Raw genomic sequence first — 16,652 nt, 5'->3', positions numbered from 1 at the left:
TTTCAGATTCTAAAGTGGATTTGATTAGAAGATTGTTACATTTGCCCTATTAAAATTCAATTATCAATTATCAATAAGTATTTATTATGAATATACCAACAAGTTTAAAGTACACAAAGGATCACGAATGGGTTAGCATTGAAGGTGACGTTGCAACAGTAGGAATTACTCATTTTGCTCAAAAAGAATTAGGAGACATTGTTTATGTTGAAGTAGAAACTTTAGATCAAACGCTTGATAAAGACGAAGTTTTTGGAACAGTTGAAGCTGTAAAAACAGTTTCGGATTTATTTTTGCCATTATCAGGAGAGATTATTGCTTTTAATGACAGTTTAGAAAGTGCTCCAGAAACAGTAAATTCAGATCCTTACGGAGCTGGATGGATGATTAAAATTAAAATTTCGAATACATCAGAATTAGATTCTCTATTATCTGATGAAGCTTATAAAGAATTAATAGGTGCTTAAACAAATATTTTTTTTATGTTTGGCTTTATTGTGGACAGGGATTATCGTTTTTCTTTGTTTAACAGAGTCAAGTAATATCCCAACAATAAAAATTCCTTACATAGATAAATTAGTTCATTTTTGTTTTCATTTTGGTTTTACAATACTATGGTTTTTGTTTTTTAAAAAACAATTTAATAGCATAGATAATTATAAGCCGTTACTTGTTTCTTTTGTTTTTTCGATTTTTTTCGGACTTGCAATAGAGATTTTGCAAAGTAGATATACTTTAACAAGAAGTGCCGACATGATGGATTTTTTAGCGAATGCAATTGGAGCAACATCAGCAATAATTGCGGTGCTACTATTTAATAAGCTAATCTCTAAAATAGTAAATTAATAAATCCCACTTCGGTGGGATTTTTTGTTTTTAATGTTTTTGGTAATGTAATATTTATGTTAGTGATTGTACTTTGTTTAGGCTTAATTAAAAGTAACAGTTTATACCAAACTTATCTCAATATAAAATGTATTTTTGCCAACCAGGATTTAATACAATTAATTTATTATACCCATGAATATTAGACAATACTTAGATTCAACATATTTAAAAACTGCTGAGCAAGCTAATTTGACTGAAGCAGAAAATACACAGATAGTTAAAGATGCAATTGAAGAGGCTATAACTGAGCGTTTCAAATTGATAATGATTCGTCCGGATAAAGTTAGTTTGGCGAAAGAAATGATCTCGAAGGCAGAATCAAATCTCTTGATAGGTACTGTGATCGATTTTCCTGAAGGGAAATCAAATTTAGAAGCAAAGCTTGCGGAAGCAAATGTAGCAATACAAAACGGAGCTGATGATTTAGATTTTGTATGTAATTATGAAGCTTTTAAAAACGGGGAAATTGATTTAGTAAAAAATGAGATTTTGCAATGTACACGTTTGGGATTGACCAATAAAAAAGTTGTGAAATGGATTATAGAAGTCGCAGCACTTAACGATACCGAAATTATACAGCTGTCGGCATTAATAAAAAACATAATCATTCAAAATTTTGATGAAAATGATTATTTTTCTGTTTTTGTAAAATCATCAACTGGCTTTTATAAAACAGAAAATAATTTGCCAAATGGAGCAACAGTTCCAACAATTATAATGATGCTTGAAAATGCTTCGCCGCTTCCTATAAAAGCTGCTGGTGGGGTAAGGTCATATAATGAGGCTGTCGAAATGATTAATCTTGGAGTGAAGCGTATAGGAACTTCAAATGCCAAAGCAATTGCAAACGGAGAAACTTCACAAAACCAATATTAAATTCACAACCAAAACCACCGTATGAACAAAGGTTTTTTGACTTTTATTATAGTATTTTACTCTTTAATGGCTGCTTCTCAAGAAGCAAATAATTTAACTGTTAAGTCTAGTTTTACTTCTGAAGAATTTCCAATTTTTCCAACTTGCGAGAATTTAAAATCAAAAGCTTTAGAAAATTGTTTCTATAGCGAGGTTCAGGATTTTGTATTTAAAAATTTTCAAATTCCTTCAAATTTAAAACAGAACAATTATAAAGGTGATGTAAAAGTCCTTTTTGAAGTGGATAGAAATGGAGAATTTAAGGTTATATATGTTAATGCTAATAATGATGAATTAGTTCAGGAAACAAAACGTGTTTTTGCTACATTTCCTAAAATTAAGCCGTCTACTTATGATGGAAAGCCAACGTATTCTAAATATACGATCGTAATTAATATACCATTAAAAACGGCAGGGCAAATTTCTGAGGAAGCGATAGCAGCGTCAAAAATTATTAAACCTGATACTGCACCTATGACAGAATTGGATAGTATTGTTTATAAAAAATATACAAATCCAGAGTTTGAAAGTAATTTAAATATTCCTTTTTCTCATAGTTATTACGCCCAATTTGATGGTGCTTTAAATAAAGTGGGGAGTAATAATCACACAGCTTCAAAGCCATACACATATGCCGAAGTTTCAAAATATTATAATCTTAAAGCGGTGAATGAATCGCTTAAAAAGAATGTTTCTGGTTGGTGGGGGCGTAAACTTTGGAATGAAAGTTTAGTCGAAATAGAAGGAGAGGGATATTGGTTTACATTAAACGCTATTGTAGATTTACAAGTAGGTAAGGATACAAAAAGTGATATTTCTTATACTTATGTAAATACAAGAGCGCTTAATTTTAGAGGTGGTCTAGGTAAGCATCTTAATTTTACTACGACAGTTTTTGAAAGTCAGGGAAGATTTGCAGATTATTATAATAGTTATGCTGAATCAATAAAGCCTTCGGGTGGGAATCCTGCTGTAATTCCTGGAATTGGAATTGCTAAAGCTTTTAAAACAGATGGCTATGATTTTCCTTCTGCGGAAGCAAATTTGACTTATAAGCCAGGTAAAATTTTTGATTTTCAATTAGGTTATGGAAGAAATTTTATAGGAGACGGATATCGTTCTTTATTAGAGAGCGATGGAGCAAGTCCATATCCGTATTTTAAAATGAATACTACTTTTTGGAAAATAAAGTATACCAATACTTATATGTTTCTTAAAGATGTTAGACCCGACGCAACAGTAGATAAAACTTATGCCAGTAAATATATGGCAAACCATTATTTGAGTTTAAATGTTACAAATAGATTAAACTTAGGTTTCTTTGAATCTGTAATCTGGACCAATAGTAATGACCGTGGTTTTGATATGGCTTTTGCTAATCCGATTATTTTTTACAGATCGGTTGAGTTTGCTTCTTCTTCTAGAAGCGGTAATGCTTTACTTGGTTTAACTGCAAAGTATAAATGGAATAATCAAATTAATTTGTATGGACAATTTCTTCTGGATGAATTTTCAGTTGGTGATATGGGAAGTGGAGAAAAAAGCTGGAAGAATAAATTTGGATATCAGTTAGGAGCTAAGTATTATAATGCATTTCATGTGCCTAATTTATTGATGCAATTAGAGTATAATCATGTGCGCCCATATGTGTATTCTCATAGCGCTGTTATAACAAATTATGGTCATAATAATCAAAGTATTGGGCATCAATGGGGAGGTAATTTTAGCGAATTTATAGCTATTGCTCGTTATCATAAAGGAAGGTATTTTGCAGATGCAAAAATTACGGTTGGAACCAGAGGTTTGGATTTTGATACTGCGGAAGATTCATTTAATTATGGATCGGATATTTATAAGAGTTATGATGTAAAAAGACCTTATAATACAGGTGTAGAAGTTGGGCAAGGGAATAAAACATCGGTTTTTATTACCGACATTCAGGCGGGTTATTTAGTTAATCCAGCTACAAACTTAAAATTCTTTGGAAGTTTAATTTATAGAAACTTTGATCCGACTAAAGATACTGCGGCAAATTTTAAACAAAGTACAACATGGTTTACTTTAGGATTAAGAGCAGATGTCTTTAATTGGTATTTTGATTATTAAAATATTTAGTAAGATTTTTTGCAGATGATTCGGTTTTATCGTGAAATTGAAGCATGTTTAGTGCTTTCTATTGAAAAAATGTAATTTTATCGTCCTAAATTCTGCAATCTAATTTGTACATTTGCACCAGTTTTGAAAAAACCAAAATAACAACGCATTGGACGCAACACAAAATACACTTTCACTCAAATCTATTTTTAATGATTTCAAAGAAATCACAAAAGCAGGACTCGCCGTAAGTGTTTTGTTCTCTTCGATAGCTGGTTACCTACTTGGTTTTGATGATCAACATCCATTTCAATGGTCGGTACTTTTAGTTTTAGCAATTGGAGGATATTGTATGGTAGGAGCTTCAAATGCTTATAACCAAGTTATCGAGAAAGACCTTGATGCTTTAATGGACAGAACAAAGAATCGTCCAGTTCCTTCAGGAAGAATGTCGCCTAAAGTTGCTTTGCTTGTAGCGTCTTTACTTACAATTATTGGATTAACTTTACTTTATACAATCAATCCTAAAACAGCAATGTTTGGTGCGATTTCGATTTTTTTATATACCAGTGTTTATACACCATTAAAAACAGTGACTTCTTTGTCTGTTTTTGTAGGTGCTTTTCCAGGAGCGATACCATTTATGTTAGGATGGGTTGCAGCTACAGGAGATTTCGGTATTGAAGCAGGAACATTATTTCTAATTCAGTTTTTTTGGCAATTTCCTCATTTTTGGGCTATTGGTTGGTTCTTGTATGAGGATTACGAAAAAGCGGGATTTTTTATGCTTCCAACAGGGAAGAAAGACAAAGGAACTGTATTACAGGTTATATTATATACGATTTGGCTTATTGTAGCATCGCTTTTGCCATCTTTAGGATATACAGGTAAATTGTTTATTACGCCAATAGCGGCAATTTTAGTGTTCTTATTAGGGCTTTGGATGTTGTTTTATGCAGTTCGTCTGTATAAATTAAGAACGGCTAAAGCAGCTAGAACATTGATGCTGGTGAGTGTTTCTTATATTACCTTGTTGCAGTTGATTTTTATATTTGATAAATTTTTAAGATAGTTATGGAAATGACAATGACAAAAGATGAAGATAGAGCAAGAAGCGCTAAGTCATCTAAATTGATTTTATTGTTCGCAATGGTTAGTATGACCATGATGTTTGCTGGGCTTACCAGTGCGTTTGTGGTTAGTAAGTCAAGAACCGACTGGTTGAAGGATTTTCAGCTGCCTTCAGCGTTTTATTATAGTACTTTAGTGATTATTGGTTGTAGTGTTACTTTTTATTTAGCTAAAAGAGCTATTCAAAAAGACAATAGAAAAGCGACAACTAACTTACTTTTGACTACTTTAGCATTAGGAATTTTATTTGTGGTTTTACAGTTTGCAGGATTTGAACAAATCGTTGCAGATGGCTATTATTTTACAGGAGCGGAGAGTTCTATAACGACTACTTTTCTTTATGTTGTAACGGTTACACACTTGTTTCACCTAGCTGGAGGGATTATTTCTCTTTTAGTTATTATTTATAATCATTTTAAACAGAAATACAATTCGACTCAAACTCTTGGAATAGAACTAGGTGCAATGTACTGGCACTTTCTTGATTTCTTGTGGGTCTATTTATTTTTATTTTTATATTTCTTTAAATAAGAAAAAAACGTAAATTTGGGAACTTTTTAACGAATATCTTTTATGGAAGCGACAGTTACTACTGCAAATAACGAAGAAAAAACTTGGGGAGGCGGCAATGAGCCATTAGGAGCAAGTTATGGTAAAATGATGATGTGGTTTTTTATCGTATCGGATGCCTTAACGTTCTCTGGATTTCTTGCGGCTTATGGTTTTTCTAGATTTAAATTTATTGAAACTTGGCCATTGGCTGATGAAGTGTTTACTCACTTCCCTTTTATGCATGGTGTTCCTGCACCTATGTATTATGTCGCATTAATGACATTTATTTTGATTTTTTCATCTGTAACAATGGTTTTGGCTGTTGATGCAGGACATCAAATGAAAAAAAGCAAAGTTGCAGTATATATGTTTTTAACTATTATTGGAGGTTTGATTTTCGTTGGGTCACAAGCTTGGGAATGGAAAAATTTTATCAAAGGTGAATACGGAGCTGTTGAAACAAAAGGAGGAAGTTTACTTCAGTTTGTTGATAAAGACGGGAAACGTGTTGCTCTTGCAGATTTTGCAGTAAAATTACCAGAAGGTAGAGAAGCATTAACTAGAGACAAAGGAAAATGGTTTATGAGCGATGCAGAAACATTGCCAACATATTCTGTTGCCGAAGTTCAAGCGGGTTTTAAAGCACATCCTGAATTGTTAGTAAGAACAGAAGTCCTTACTAAGGAAAAGAAAAAAACTGTTCTTTCTAGAGAAGAGTCTGAATTGAGATTAAGTCAGGCACATTACGTTGTAGAAGGTGCTAATTTGGTTAGAAACGAATACGGAAATAAATTATTTGCTGATTTCTTTTTCTTTATTACAGGTTTCCACGGATTTCACGTGATTTCTGGGATTATTATCAACATCATTATCTTTTTTAATGTATTGTTAGGTACTTATGAAAAAAGAAAGAGCTACGAAATGGTAGAGAAAGTTGGTTTATACTGGCACTTTGTCGATTTAGTTTGGGTATTTGTATTCACGGTTTTCTACTTAGTTTAATTTTAGATCTATATTATTATGTCACACGAATATGTATCACATACAAAAAGAATCTGGTTCGTTTTTGCACTACTATCAGCTGTAACAACAGTAGAGGTTATTTTAGGAATCTACAAGCCAGGAGTATTAGAGTTTAATCATTTTATAGGTTTAAATTTATTGAATTGGATATTTTATATCTTAACAATATATAAAGCTTATTATATAGTATGGGCATTTATGCACATGGAAGGTGAAAAAAGCAGCCTAAGATGGTCTGTAGTTTCAACGGTTATTTTCCTAGTTTTATATTTATTGTTTATTCTTTTAACTGAAGGACATTATATTTATGGGGTTTTTAAAGATTCTACTATTAAATGGAATTTTTAACATGATATTAATTCAAAAAGAGGGTACGCATTGCGTACCTTTTTTTATTTTTGTACTTTAAATTTTTCCCTTCTATAATGAAAAAAAATATAGTCCTTTTCGTTCTCTTCGTTTTGCCTATAGTTGCTTATCTCTTTTTTGCTTCTGGCGTGAATGGTTTTACTACTTTGCCTGTTATAACACCTAAAGTTGCCGACTTAGGAAACTGGGAATCCTTGAGAGGTGAAAAAGTAAGTCTGGATAACAAAATAACAATACTCGGTTTTTCTGGAACTGAGATTTTAAAAAATCGTGGAAATTATTTTAATTTAAACGAAAAAATTTACCAACGCTATCACACTTTTCAAGATTTACAATTTGTTGTAATTTGTCCTTTGGGAACTGAAGAAGATACTCGTAAAGTAGTAGATGCTTTAGCAGCATTTACAGACGTATCACAATGGCATTTTGTTTTTGCATCTCCAGACGAAATCAATACGTATTATAATCAATTGCATTTAGTTGGAAAACTAGATCAGCATCTAGGTACGCCTAATGTCTTTATTGTTGATAAGGGACGTAATTTAAGAGGTAGAAAAGAAAAGAAAGATTACAAGGAAGGATATAATACTTTTCATCCATCTGAACTAAGTAACGAAATGCTCGATGATTTTAAGATAATCCTTTACGAGTATCGTGCGGCCCTTAAGAAGAATCATAATGCAACCAAACAACTTTAAAATTATATTGCCATGTTTAAAAACAAATCATATATCGGAATCTCATTTATAATATTGATTTTTGGTATTTATGCTATTCCTAAAATTATCGATAGAGTAAAAAATGATACTGTTGTAAAAGGGAGTCGTTTGGATAGTGTTAATGCAAAAGAAGTGAAGGATGATGGTAAATTAGTAAAAATTGGACCAGCTCCTAAATTTGAATTAACAAATCAGGATAACGTTAAAATTTCAAATGAAACGTATAAAGGAAAGGTATATGTTCTGGAGTTTTTCTTTACCACTTGTCCATCAATTTGTCCTAAGATGAATTTGAGTATGTTAGAAATCGAGAAAAAGTTTTTCGGGAATCCTAACTTCGGAATAGTATCTATAACTATTGACCCTGCTCATGATACGCCGCAAGTATTAAAAGATCATGCTAAAATGCTTGGAGTTAAATCTTCTAATTGGAATTTTTTGACAGGAGATAAAAATGTTATCATGGATTTATCTAATAAAGGATTTAATCTATATGCTGGAGCAAATAGTAAAGTAAGCGGAGGATTTGAACATTCTGGTTTATTTGCTTTGATTGACAAAAACGGTAATATTCGTTGTCGTAAAGATGATTTTGGAAATCCAATTCTTTATTATGACGGATTAGATAAAAAAGGAGTTAGAGATATACAACAAGACATTAATATATTATTAGAAGAGTAAGATGGAGGATAATTCATTAGAAAAAAAATACAATAAGTATATCATACTTGTTTCAATCGTAATTCCAGTTGTAGTTGCTATTTTATTTGGAGTTAAACTTAAAGATTTTGGATATAATGTTGAGCCGCTTTCTTTCTTGCCGCCTATTTATGCTACAATAAATGGTATTACAGCATTAGTTTTGATTATTGCTGTAATGGCTATCAAAAAAGGAAATCGTAAGCTTCACGAACGTTTAATGACTATGGCAATTGCACTTTCGTTAGCGTTTCTGGTAATGTATATTGCATATCATATGACATCAGATTCTACCAAATTTGGTGGAGAAGGTGCAATTCGATATGTATATTTCTTTATTCTGATCTCACATATTTTATTATCTATTGCAATTGTTCCATTGGTTTTAATAACGTATGTTCGTGCAATCGCAAATACATTTGACAAGCACAGAAAAATTGCAAGAATCACATACCCGCTTTGGTTATATGTTGCTATTACCGGAGTAATTGTTTATTTAATGATTTCCCCTTATTATGTTTAATATAAATACAAACAACAAGAAACAAGGTGTTTCTAGACTAGCAAAGATTAGTTTCTTGTTGGTTATTTTTTTCTTTAATTTATCTGTCAATGCACAATGCGCAATGTGTCGCGCTGCTCTGGGCGGAGATGAAAATACTAAGCAAGCTGAAGCAGTAAATGATGGAATTGTTTACCTTATGGTAGTTCCTTATTTACTTGTTGCTGTAATTGGCTATTTGATTTTCAGAATGTATCAGTCTAAAAAGAAGAACGCGTAAACTAGAATTTATTTCAATCCATTTACTGAAACATTCACAGTTCCGTTAACTTTTATAAAAGCAATAATGGCTTGATTTGTCAGTTCTACTTTTTGGAATTCTATGTCTTCCATTTTCCCATTTACATAAACACCAGGCATAGGCGAATAGTTCTTAAGATAATTAAGCATACTTTGTTTTCCTTCTTCTAAATTAGGTTGAATAGAATAACGGCAGCTTTCTTTCATTTTGTTTAAAATAAATCCTTGTAATAGCCAGTTGGCAGTACGAGTTAGTCTGCTTTTTGTATCAAGAACATAGTCTAGTTGGTCAAAATAAAGTTCCTTAGTTTGCGGGTTGTATTTAGGGAAACCATTTAGATATAAAGTTCCATTTACAGCACCTAGGACATCTAAGGCAATAATCATTTTACCATCTTTGTGCCAGATTTCAACATTCTTAACAGTTATTTTTTTGCTTCCAGTACCAAACTCTTGCCCTGCAAAATTTTTAGTCATAATTTTAGATGCGTCTTTGTAACTAGACACAGCAGCAATATTAGCTGTAATTTGCTTGGGGATTTTAGATACTGGTTTTAAAACTATTTTAGAAGCACTAAATTTGGTTTCAGGTTGTTTACCAATTATAGTCTCCATATTACATTTCATTCCCATTTCTAGTAAAAAAGAATCATTTTTTAGCTTAGCGTCAGAAGAATATATTTCGACAGGTACAATTCTTAGCCAGCTGTCATATTCTTGATTCATCTGGAATGGAGTACATATTTTTTCTAAGGCAGCCAAAACATTTGGTTTAAAGTCCATAGACTTTTCTATTGCAGCATCGATACTTTTTTCTAATTTTGATTTGAAAATAGAAATGGCTGGATTTATAAGATAAGTTACAGGCATATTCTTTCCAAAAACACTCATAGTTGGGCTCTCATTCCAATCTAATGATTTTAATTCGGTTTTAGTGTTCAATTTCCAATTGGTCAGCCCCACTGAGCTAACTAATGTAATTACCCCATTTAAATTAAATTCTCGAGTATCATATAGTTCTACGCCTAATTGTTTGGTTCCGATTCGATATTTTACAAGTGCTTTTAGAGGTAAAATAGTCTTGATTTTCTTGTCAGGATTTGCAGGATCATTCTCAATTCTTATAGGAGCCAATTTCCATATTTTGATTTCGATATCGTCATCTTCAATATTGTTGTCTTCGTAAATTAAACCAGTAAGTAAAGTATTAGTTTGGTTTTCAATGTCTTTTAGCTTTACGGTAATAGGCAAGTTTATGAATGAAGGAGTGTTATCGTATATTAATGGGCTAGCATCATCGGGCTCAGGCTTTAATGTTGCTAATTTTTGAGAAGAAGAACAGCTAGTTATAAAAGTGATAACTATTGAGAGGGCTAGAAACGATATTAATTTCTTCATTGTATTTTTTTTAAGATGCAAAATTAAGAAAACAAATATATTTTAAGATTAAAGTGTAACATTTTGATAGAGATTTAGTCTTATTAGTGTAATAGGTTAAAACTATTAACATTTCGTTATATTGAATTACTTGGCAAAATAAGTATTATTGTTTTAAAATTAACAAACCATGATTGAAATTAAAGACTTACATAAATCCTATAAAATGGGAAAATCTGAATTACATGTGTTGAAAGGAATTAATTTCAATATTAAAGAAGGAGAGTTGGTTGCTATAATGGGGTCATCTGGTTCGGGAAAATCAACATTGCTAAATATTTTAGGAATATTAGATGAAGCCGATTCAGGAGAATATATTCTGGATAATGTGCCAATTAAAAATCTTAATGAAACAATTGCATCTAGATACAGAAATAAATTTTTAGGTTTTGTTTTTCAATCCTTTAATTTAATTAATTATAAAACGGCATTAGATAATGTTGCTATGCCATTATATTATCAGGGTATAAAAAGAAAAGAACGTTATGAAATTGCCTTGGCTTATTTAAAAAAAGTTGGTTTGGATTCGCATTCACACCATTTACCAAGCGAACTTTCAGGAGGGCAAAAACAGCGTGTGGCAATAGCCAGAGCATTGGCTTCAAACCCTAAAGTATTATTGGCAGATGAACCAACCGGAGCTTTGGATACAAAAACATCATATGAAGTAATGGAACTGATTCAGGGAATCAATGACGAAGGAAAAACAATTTTGATTGTAACACACGAGCCAGATATTGCAGCAATGTGTAAAAGGAATGTAGTCTTGAAAGATGGACTAATTATCGATGATAAATACGTAGAACAAGTAAGAGCATCAGCTTATGTTTAATATTGAGCGTTGGCAGGAAATATTTGAAGCAATTTCCAAAAACAAATTAAGAACCTTTCTTACAGGGATTTCTGTAGCTTCAGGAATTTTTATATTGGTTATTCTTCTAGGTGCGGGTAAAGGACTTCAGAACGGAATCGAAAAACAATTCGAACGTGATGCTGCAGGTATTATTGAGGTTTGGACAGGTGTTACTACAAAACAATATAAAGGACTAAACCCAGGAAGACAAATTCAGTTTAGAAATAGCGATTATTCACAATCAGTTCAAAAATTTGAAAATCAGTTAGATAAACGAGCTTCAACTTATAATTTTTGGGGTGCATCTGTAACTTATGGTAAAGAATCTTCAAGTTATCAGTTTAGAGGTGTAGATCCGGATTATTTAGGAATCGAAAATGCTACCATTGTAATGGGAAGATTCATAAATAGCAAAGATTTGGCTAATTATGAAAAAGTCGCAGTAATTGGGATGAAAATAAAAACAGACTTATTTAAGGATAAAAACCCGCTTGGAGAACAAATTTCTATAAACAATATCAATTTTAAAGTTGTTGGAGTTTTTACTGATCCGGCTGGAGAAAGAGAGGAAACCAGAGTTTATTTGCCAATGACTACAACTCAAAGAGCTTATGGAATTGGTGACAAAGTAAGTAATTTGTTTTTTACATTAAACAAAAAAGCTTCATATGAAGAAGCATTGGCAGAATCTGAAAAATTTACTGCGGATTTAAAGCAACTTTTAAAGACTAAAAATGTTGTAGCTCCAGATGATGATAATGGTATTGGGGTTTACAACTCAGTTAAAGATGCAAAACAAGTTTATGACTTGAATCTTTATATCAGACTGTTTTTTTGGTGGGTAGGGATTTGTACTATAATAGCAGGTGTTGTGGGAGTTAGTAATATTATGCTAATTATAGTAAAAGAAAGAACGAAAGAAATTGGGATAAGAAAAGCACTTGGAGCTTCGCCAATATCGATAGTTGGAATGATATTACATGAGTCTATTTTTATCACTACAATTGCAGGTTTTATTGGTTTATTGGCAAGTTTATTATTGCTAGAAGTAGTAGGGCCAATGATAAAAAGTGAATTCTTTTTAAATCCAGAAGTTGATTTTAATGTGGCGTTGACCACTTTAGTTTTGCTCGTATTTGCGGGAGCAATGGCTGGTTTTTTTCCAGCATACAGAGCAGCAAAAATAAGACCTATTGTAGCACTTAGAGACGAATAATTATGTTTGATAGAGATAATTGGGAAGAGATTTTAGAAGCTTTAACGGCTAATGTGTTTAGAACAGTGCTTACCGCTTTTGGTGTGTTTTGGGGAATATTTATTTTAGTAATCTTACTCGCAGCAGGAAATGGTTTAGAGAATGGTGTTAAAAAAGGATTTGATGGTATTGCAACAAATACCATGTTTATGTGGAGTCAAACTACATCAAAACCCTACAAAGGATTGCCTAAAACACGACGTTATGATTTTAAAAATAGTGATGTCGCAGCTTTAAAAGAAGCTTTGCCAGACTTATTATATGTGTCTCCTCGTAACCAATTAGGAGATTCTAATGATGGTGTTAATAATGTTGTTCGAGGTACAAAAACTTCTGCTTTTACTATTTTTGGTGATTATCCTGAGCTTATTAAACAACAGCCTATGGATATTATAAAAGGGCGTTTTATAAACCAACAAGATATTAAAGAAAATAGAAAAGTTGCCGTTATCGGGAAAGGAGTTATAAGTGGACTTTATGGAAAAGCCGAAGAAGTTATAGGAACATACATTAAAGTGAATGGTGTAAATTTTATGGTAGTAGGGGTTTATTATTCTAAAAATCAAAATAATGGAAACGCTGAAGCGGAACAAAAAAATATATTTGTGCCATTTACTACCTTTCAGCAAGCCTTTAATTACGGAGATAAAGTAGGATGGATGGCGCTTACCGCAAATGATAAAGCCTCTATAACTGATTTAAAACCAAAGATTATAGAAATAATAAAAGAAAGGCATTCTATTAATCCTATTGATGATAGAGCAGTTGGGAATTTCGATTTGTTTGAACGATTTAATCAAGTGCAAGGATTGTTTACAATCTTAACATTCATTGCTTATTTTGTAGGTACCTTAGTTTTAATTTCTGGAGTTATCGGAATTTCTAATATTATGCTTATCGTGGTAAAAGAGAGAACCAAAGAAATAGGAATACGTAGAGCATTGGGGGCAACACCTGGAGCTATTCGCAGACAAATACTTTCGGAATCTATATTCTTAACTATTATATCTGGAATGTTAGGTATTGCTGTTGCAACTGGAGTTATTGCAATTCTTAATATGGTATTGGCTTCGATGCCTCAAGAAGGAGAAACGATGTTTGCGAATCCAACGGTAGATTTAAGAGTTGTTTTTGTGGCATTATTAATATTAGTAGGGTCAGGTTTGCTGGCAGGATTTATTCCGGCACAAACTGCAATAAATGTAAAGCCAGTAGATGCTTTGCGAGCAGAATAAATTATCAATCAATAAAATAATCGATTAAACAAAAAACAAAATGAAAAAAGGAGTAACCATAACCGTTTTAATTTTTATCGCAGTAGTTTTCTTCGGGGCTTTGTATTACTTGTATGCAAAAAATCAAGAGTCGCCAATTGTTTATCAAACAGAAAAAGCTGAGATAAAAACGATAGTTAAAAATACAATTGCGACAGGGAATATTCAGCCTGATGAAGAGGTACTTATCAAACCTAATATTTCGGGAATTATTGAAGCTGTTTATATAAAAGCAGGAGAGACTATAAAAGCAGGAGACATGATTGCTAAGATTAAAGTTGTTGCAAATGTTTCGAATGTAAGTAACACTCAAAATCAAGTTCAGACAGCTAAGATTGCATTGGATAATCAAGAAAAATTATATCAAAGACAAAAAACATTGTTTGATAAAGGGGTAATTTCTGCAAATGATTTTGATGCTGCACAAGTGGCTTACAAACAAGCAAAACAAACTTATTTATCTTCTAAACAAAGTTTTGATATTGTAAAAACAGGAACTACATCTGGATTAGGAAATTATGCTAATACTTTAATTCGTTCAACAGTAACGGGAATGGTACTAGATGTGCCTGTAAAAGTAGGTAATCAGGTTATCGAAAGTAATAACTTTAACGAAGGAACTACAATTGCAAGTGTGGCAGATGTGGGAAGAATGATTTTTGTTGGAAAAATTGATGAATCTGAAGTTGGAAAAATCAAAGAAAAAATGCCAATTGAAATTACCGTTGGAGCCATAGAAAACAAAAAATTTGATGCAATTTTACGTTATATTGCACCAAAAGGAGTGGTAGAAAATGGAGCAATTCAGTTTCAAATAAAAGGGTCGCTTGAAAATAGAGATGATACATTTATTAGAGCAGGTTTAAGTGCAAATGCATCGATTATATTAGATAAAGCAGAAAAAGTTTTGGCTATAAAAGAATCATTGGTACAATTTGATAAAAAAACTCAAAAGCCATATGTTGAAGTAGAAACTGCGCCACAAAAATTTCAGAGAAAAGACCTTGTTTTAGGCGTTAGTGATGGAATTTATGTTCAGGTGAAAAGTGGTATTACAGCTACAGATAAAATAAAAATTTGGAATCAAGGCTTGATAAAAGAAGAAGAGAAAAAATAAGTAGCAGTTAGAAAAAAAGAATTTTTGGTTTTTAAAGAATGTTAAATTTGTATAGTATCTTTGCTATGCTTTGATTCAAAGTTTATGAAAAATAATAAATATATTTATTTTGTTTTTGTCTTGCTATTTGGAGCGTCAATTCAGGCGCAATCTAAAAAATGGACGTTAGAAGAATGCGTAAAGTATGCATTGGATAACAATATTTCGATTAAACAATCGGAATTAGATACCAGAAGTGCTACTATTGATAAAAAATCTGCTATAGGAAATTATTTGCCTACAGTAAATGCCAATGCTTCACACTCCTGGAACGTCGGTTTAAATCAGAATATTACAACGGGATTACTTGAAAATCAAACCACACAATACTCTTCTGTTGGAGCAAGTGTAGGTGTTGATATCTATAAAGGATTACAAAATCAGAATACATTACGTAAAGCTAATTTATCTATTGTTGCATCAAAATATCAATTGCAAAAAATGCAAGAAGATATTTCTCTTAATGTAGCAAATGCATTTTTGCAAGTACTTTTTAATAAAGAAAATTTAAAAGTACAACAAGAGCAACTTGCAATTAGTGAAAAACAATATACACGTTCAGACGAATTGGTAAAAGCAGGAACAATCCCAAGAGGAGATTTATTAGATATTAAAGCTACTGTTGCAACTGGTAAACAAAATGTTATCATTGCAGAGAATACGTTGCTAATTTCTAAATTAAGTTTGGCACAGTTGTTACAACTAAAACAATTTGAAGATTTTGATGTTGTTGACGATACCAATATAAATGATGGAAATTCTATTTTGTCACAGTCGGCAAGTACAATTTATGAAAAAGCAAAAGAAGAAAGAACAGATTTAAAAATTGCTAAAACGAATCTGGAAATTGCAGAGAAAAATGTCTCTATTGCCAGAGGTGCTTATCAGCCTACTTTAAGTGCATTTTATAATTTTAATACCAGAGCAAGTTACTCAGATATTGTTACAGGGGCAGTTCCGGATGCAAATAATCCTACCAAGCAAATTGGTTTTGTACAAGGGACAAATCAAAGTGTATTGCAAAATAATTTTTCGCCAGTTTTAGGAAATGCAGCGCCAATTTTGGATCAGTTTAAAGATAATAAAGGACAGTCGTTTGGTTTCCAGTTATCAGTGCCAGTTTTTAATGGTTTCTCTGCAAGAAATAACGTAGAACGTTCAAAAGTAAGTTTAGAGAAATCTAAGATCGAATTAGAACAAAAAAACTTAGATTTACAGCGTAATGTTTATACTGCTTTTACAGATGCAAAAGGAGCGTTAAATGCACATGAAGCATCGGTTGTGGCATTAGAATCAAGACAAGGAGCCTATGATTATGCTAAAGAAAAATTTGCAGTAGGATTAATGAATGCATTTGATTTTAATCAATCACAAACATTACTTACTAATGCACAGTCGGAAGTTATTAGAACGAAGTACGACTATATATTTAAAATTAAAATATTAGAATTCTATTTTGGAATTCCAATTGTTAAAAACTAGTTC

The 16,652-nt window shown here is 31.9% G+C and carries 18 protein-coding genes; 17 read left to right on the top strand and 1 reads right to left on the bottom strand.

Going from position 1 to position 16,652, the window contains the following annotated elements:
* The first annotated feature begins 86 nt into the window (after positions 1-86).
* The 12 genes from gcvH to OA93_RS17475 all read left to right on the top strand — a co-directional run bounded on the left by gcvH (position 87) and on the right by OA93_RS17475 (position 9,172).
* Positions 87-467: a glycine cleavage system protein GcvH gene (gene gcvH, locus OA93_RS17530; RefSeq protein WP_039114886.1), complete on the top strand. Its 381-nt coding sequence runs from the start codon at positions 87-89 to the stop codon at positions 465-467.
* Entirely contained in the window at positions 460-846 is a 387-nt protein-coding gene (locus OA93_RS17525; RefSeq protein WP_240474753.1) for a VanZ family protein, read from the top strand. Before gcvH ends, OA93_RS17525 begins: the two co-directional genes overlap by 8 nt.
* Positions 847-1,020: 174 nt before the next feature.
* The gene (gene deoC / locus OA93_RS17520) at positions 1,021-1,764 is read left to right on the top strand and encodes a deoxyribose-phosphate aldolase (RefSeq protein WP_039114884.1); all 744 of its coding nucleotides are present in this window, start codon (positions 1,021-1,023) and stop codon (positions 1,762-1,764) included.
* A 21-nt stretch (positions 1,765-1,785) separates the two neighbouring features.
* Positions 1,786-3,909 (top strand): energy transducer TonB, encoded by a 2,124-nt coding sequence (locus OA93_RS17515; protein ID WP_039114883.1) that lies wholly within the window; start codon positions 1,786-1,788, stop codon positions 3,907-3,909.
* Between the two features lie 157 nt (positions 3,910-4,066).
* Positions 4,067-4,969, top strand: a complete 903-nt coding sequence (cyoE, locus tag OA93_RS17510) for a heme o synthase (RefSeq protein WP_039114881.1) — start codon at positions 4,067-4,069, stop codon at positions 4,967-4,969.
* A gap of 2 nt (positions 4,970-4,971) precedes the next feature.
* The gene (locus OA93_RS17505; RefSeq protein WP_039114879.1) at positions 4,972-5,559 is read left to right on the top strand and encodes a cytochrome c oxidase subunit 3; all 588 of its coding nucleotides are present in this window, start codon (positions 4,972-4,974) and stop codon (positions 5,557-5,559) included.
* 42 nt (positions 5,560-5,601) lie between these two features.
* On the top strand, positions 5,602-6,582 hold the full coding sequence (locus OA93_RS17500) for a cytochrome c oxidase subunit 3 (protein WP_039114878.1): 981 nt from the start codon (positions 5,602-5,604) through the stop codon (positions 6,580-6,582).
* Between the two features lie 18 nt (positions 6,583-6,600).
* A complete protein-coding gene (locus tag OA93_RS17495; RefSeq protein WP_039114877.1) occupies positions 6,601-6,951 on the top strand; it encodes a cytochrome C oxidase subunit IV family protein in 351 nt (116 codons plus the stop codon).
* Positions 6,952-7,028: 77 nt separating this feature from the next.
* Positions 7,029-7,670 (top strand): hypothetical protein, encoded by a 642-nt coding sequence (locus tag OA93_RS17490; RefSeq protein WP_039114876.1) that lies wholly within the window; start codon positions 7,029-7,031, stop codon positions 7,668-7,670.
* A 12-nt stretch (positions 7,671-7,682) separates the two neighbouring features.
* Positions 7,683-8,372: an SCO family protein gene (locus OA93_RS17485; protein ID WP_039114874.1), complete on the top strand. Its 690-nt coding sequence runs from the start codon at positions 7,683-7,685 to the stop codon at positions 8,370-8,372.
* 1 nt (position 8,373) lies between these two features.
* Positions 8,374-8,913, top strand: coding sequence for a DUF420 domain-containing protein (locus OA93_RS17480; RefSeq protein WP_039114873.1), 540 nt, complete (start codon positions 8,374-8,376; stop codon positions 8,911-8,913).
* Positions 8,906-9,172, top strand: a complete 267-nt coding sequence (locus OA93_RS17475; protein ID WP_039114872.1) for a hypothetical protein — start codon at positions 8,906-8,908, stop codon at positions 9,170-9,172. Before OA93_RS17480 ends, OA93_RS17475 begins: the two co-directional genes overlap by 8 nt.
* Positions 9,173-9,180: 8 nt before the next feature.
* Here OA93_RS17475 and OA93_RS17470 read toward each other — a convergent pair whose 3' ends face one another.
* Complete coding sequence (locus OA93_RS17470; RefSeq protein ID WP_052259507.1) at positions 9,181-10,590, bottom strand: DUF4403 family protein; 1,410 nt, start codon at positions 10,588-10,590, stop codon at positions 9,181-9,183.
* A 169-nt stretch (positions 10,591-10,759) separates the two neighbouring features.
* Here OA93_RS17470 and OA93_RS17465 point away from each other — a divergent pair, with 169 nt between their 5' ends.
* The 5 genes from OA93_RS17465 to OA93_RS17445 all read left to right on the top strand — a co-directional run bounded on the left by OA93_RS17465 (position 10,760) and on the right by OA93_RS17445 (position 16,649).
* Positions 10,760-11,461 carry an ABC transporter ATP-binding protein gene (locus OA93_RS17465; RefSeq protein ID WP_035617842.1) on the top strand — a complete coding sequence of 234 codons (702 nt, stop codon included), beginning with the start codon at positions 10,760-10,762 and terminating at the stop codon, positions 11,459-11,461.
* On the top strand, positions 11,454-12,698 hold the full coding sequence (locus OA93_RS17460) for an ABC transporter permease (RefSeq protein WP_039114869.1): 1,245 nt from the start codon (positions 11,454-11,456) through the stop codon (positions 12,696-12,698). Before OA93_RS17465 ends, OA93_RS17460 begins: the two co-directional genes overlap by 8 nt.
* 2 nt (positions 12,699-12,700) lie before the next feature.
* The gene (locus OA93_RS17455; RefSeq protein ID WP_039114867.1) at positions 12,701-13,972 is read left to right on the top strand and encodes an ABC transporter permease; all 1,272 of its coding nucleotides are present in this window, start codon (positions 12,701-12,703) and stop codon (positions 13,970-13,972) included.
* A 40-nt stretch (positions 13,973-14,012) separates the two neighbouring features.
* The gene (locus OA93_RS17450) at positions 14,013-15,128 is read left to right on the top strand and encodes an efflux RND transporter periplasmic adaptor subunit (protein ID WP_039114865.1); all 1,116 of its coding nucleotides are present in this window, start codon (positions 14,013-14,015) and stop codon (positions 15,126-15,128) included.
* An 84-nt stretch (positions 15,129-15,212) separates the two neighbouring features.
* Entirely contained in the window at positions 15,213-16,649 is a 1,437-nt protein-coding gene (locus tag OA93_RS17445; RefSeq protein WP_039114863.1) for a TolC family protein, read from the top strand.
* Positions 16,650-16,652: the final 3 nt, after the last annotated feature.

The organism is Flavobacterium sp. KMS (assembly GCF_000813005.1).
GTDB lineage: Bacteria > Bacteroidota > Bacteroidia > Flavobacteriales > Flavobacteriaceae > Flavobacterium.
The sequence above is the reverse complement of the archived record's forward strand: the minus strand, read 5'-3'. Positions and strand labels throughout refer to the sequence as shown.

What these genes read in the sequence shown, in the direction of transcription:
- OA93_RS17455 (WP_039114867.1), top strand. Translation starts at nt 12,701, where the DNA reads ATGTTTGATAGAGATAATTGGGAAGAGATTTTAGAAGCTTTAACGGCT.
- OA93_RS17500 (WP_039114878.1), top strand. Translation starts at nt 5,602, where the DNA reads ATGGAAGCGACAGTTACTACTGCAAATAACGAAGAAAAAACTTGGGGA.
- OA93_RS17505 (WP_039114879.1), top strand. Translation starts at nt 4,972, where the DNA reads ATGGAAATGACAATGACAAAAGATGAAGATAGAGCAAGAAGCGCTAAG.
- OA93_RS17485 (WP_039114874.1), top strand. Translation starts at nt 7,683, where the DNA reads ATGTTTAAAAACAAATCATATATCGGAATCTCATTTATAATATTGATT.
- OA93_RS17450 (WP_039114865.1), top strand. Translation starts at nt 14,013, where the DNA reads ATGAAAAAAGGAGTAACCATAACCGTTTTAATTTTTATCGCAGTAGTT.
- OA93_RS17465 (WP_035617842.1), top strand. Translation starts at nt 10,760, where the DNA reads ATGATTGAAATTAAAGACTTACATAAATCCTATAAAATGGGAAAATCT.
- gcvH (WP_039114886.1), top strand. Translation starts at nt 87, where the DNA reads ATGAATATACCAACAAGTTTAAAGTACACAAAGGATCACGAATGGGTT.
- OA93_RS17490 (WP_039114876.1), top strand. Translation starts at nt 7,029, where the DNA reads ATGAAAAAAAATATAGTCCTTTTCGTTCTCTTCGTTTTGCCTATAGTT.
- OA93_RS17445 (WP_039114863.1), top strand. Translation starts at nt 15,213, where the DNA reads ATGAAAAATAATAAATATATTTATTTTGTTTTTGTCTTGCTATTTGGA.
- OA93_RS17460 (WP_039114869.1), top strand. Translation starts at nt 11,454, where the DNA reads ATGTTTAATATTGAGCGTTGGCAGGAAATATTTGAAGCAATTTCCAAA.
- OA93_RS17495 (WP_039114877.1), top strand. Translation starts at nt 6,601, where the DNA reads ATGTCACACGAATATGTATCACATACAAAAAGAATCTGGTTCGTTTTT.
- deoC (WP_039114884.1), top strand. Translation starts at nt 1,021, where the DNA reads ATGAATATTAGACAATACTTAGATTCAACATATTTAAAAACTGCTGAG.
- OA93_RS17480 (WP_039114873.1), top strand. Translation starts at nt 8,374, where the DNA reads ATGGAGGATAATTCATTAGAAAAAAAATACAATAAGTATATCATACTT.
- OA93_RS17470 (WP_052259507.1), bottom strand. Translation starts at nt 10,590, where the DNA reads ATGAAGAAATTAATATCGTTTCTAGCCCTCTCAATAGTTATCACTTTT.
- OA93_RS17475 (WP_039114872.1), top strand. Translation starts at nt 8,906, where the DNA reads ATGTTTAATATAAATACAAACAACAAGAAACAAGGTGTTTCTAGACTA.
- OA93_RS17515 (WP_039114883.1), top strand. Translation starts at nt 1,786, where the DNA reads ATGAACAAAGGTTTTTTGACTTTTATTATAGTATTTTACTCTTTAATG.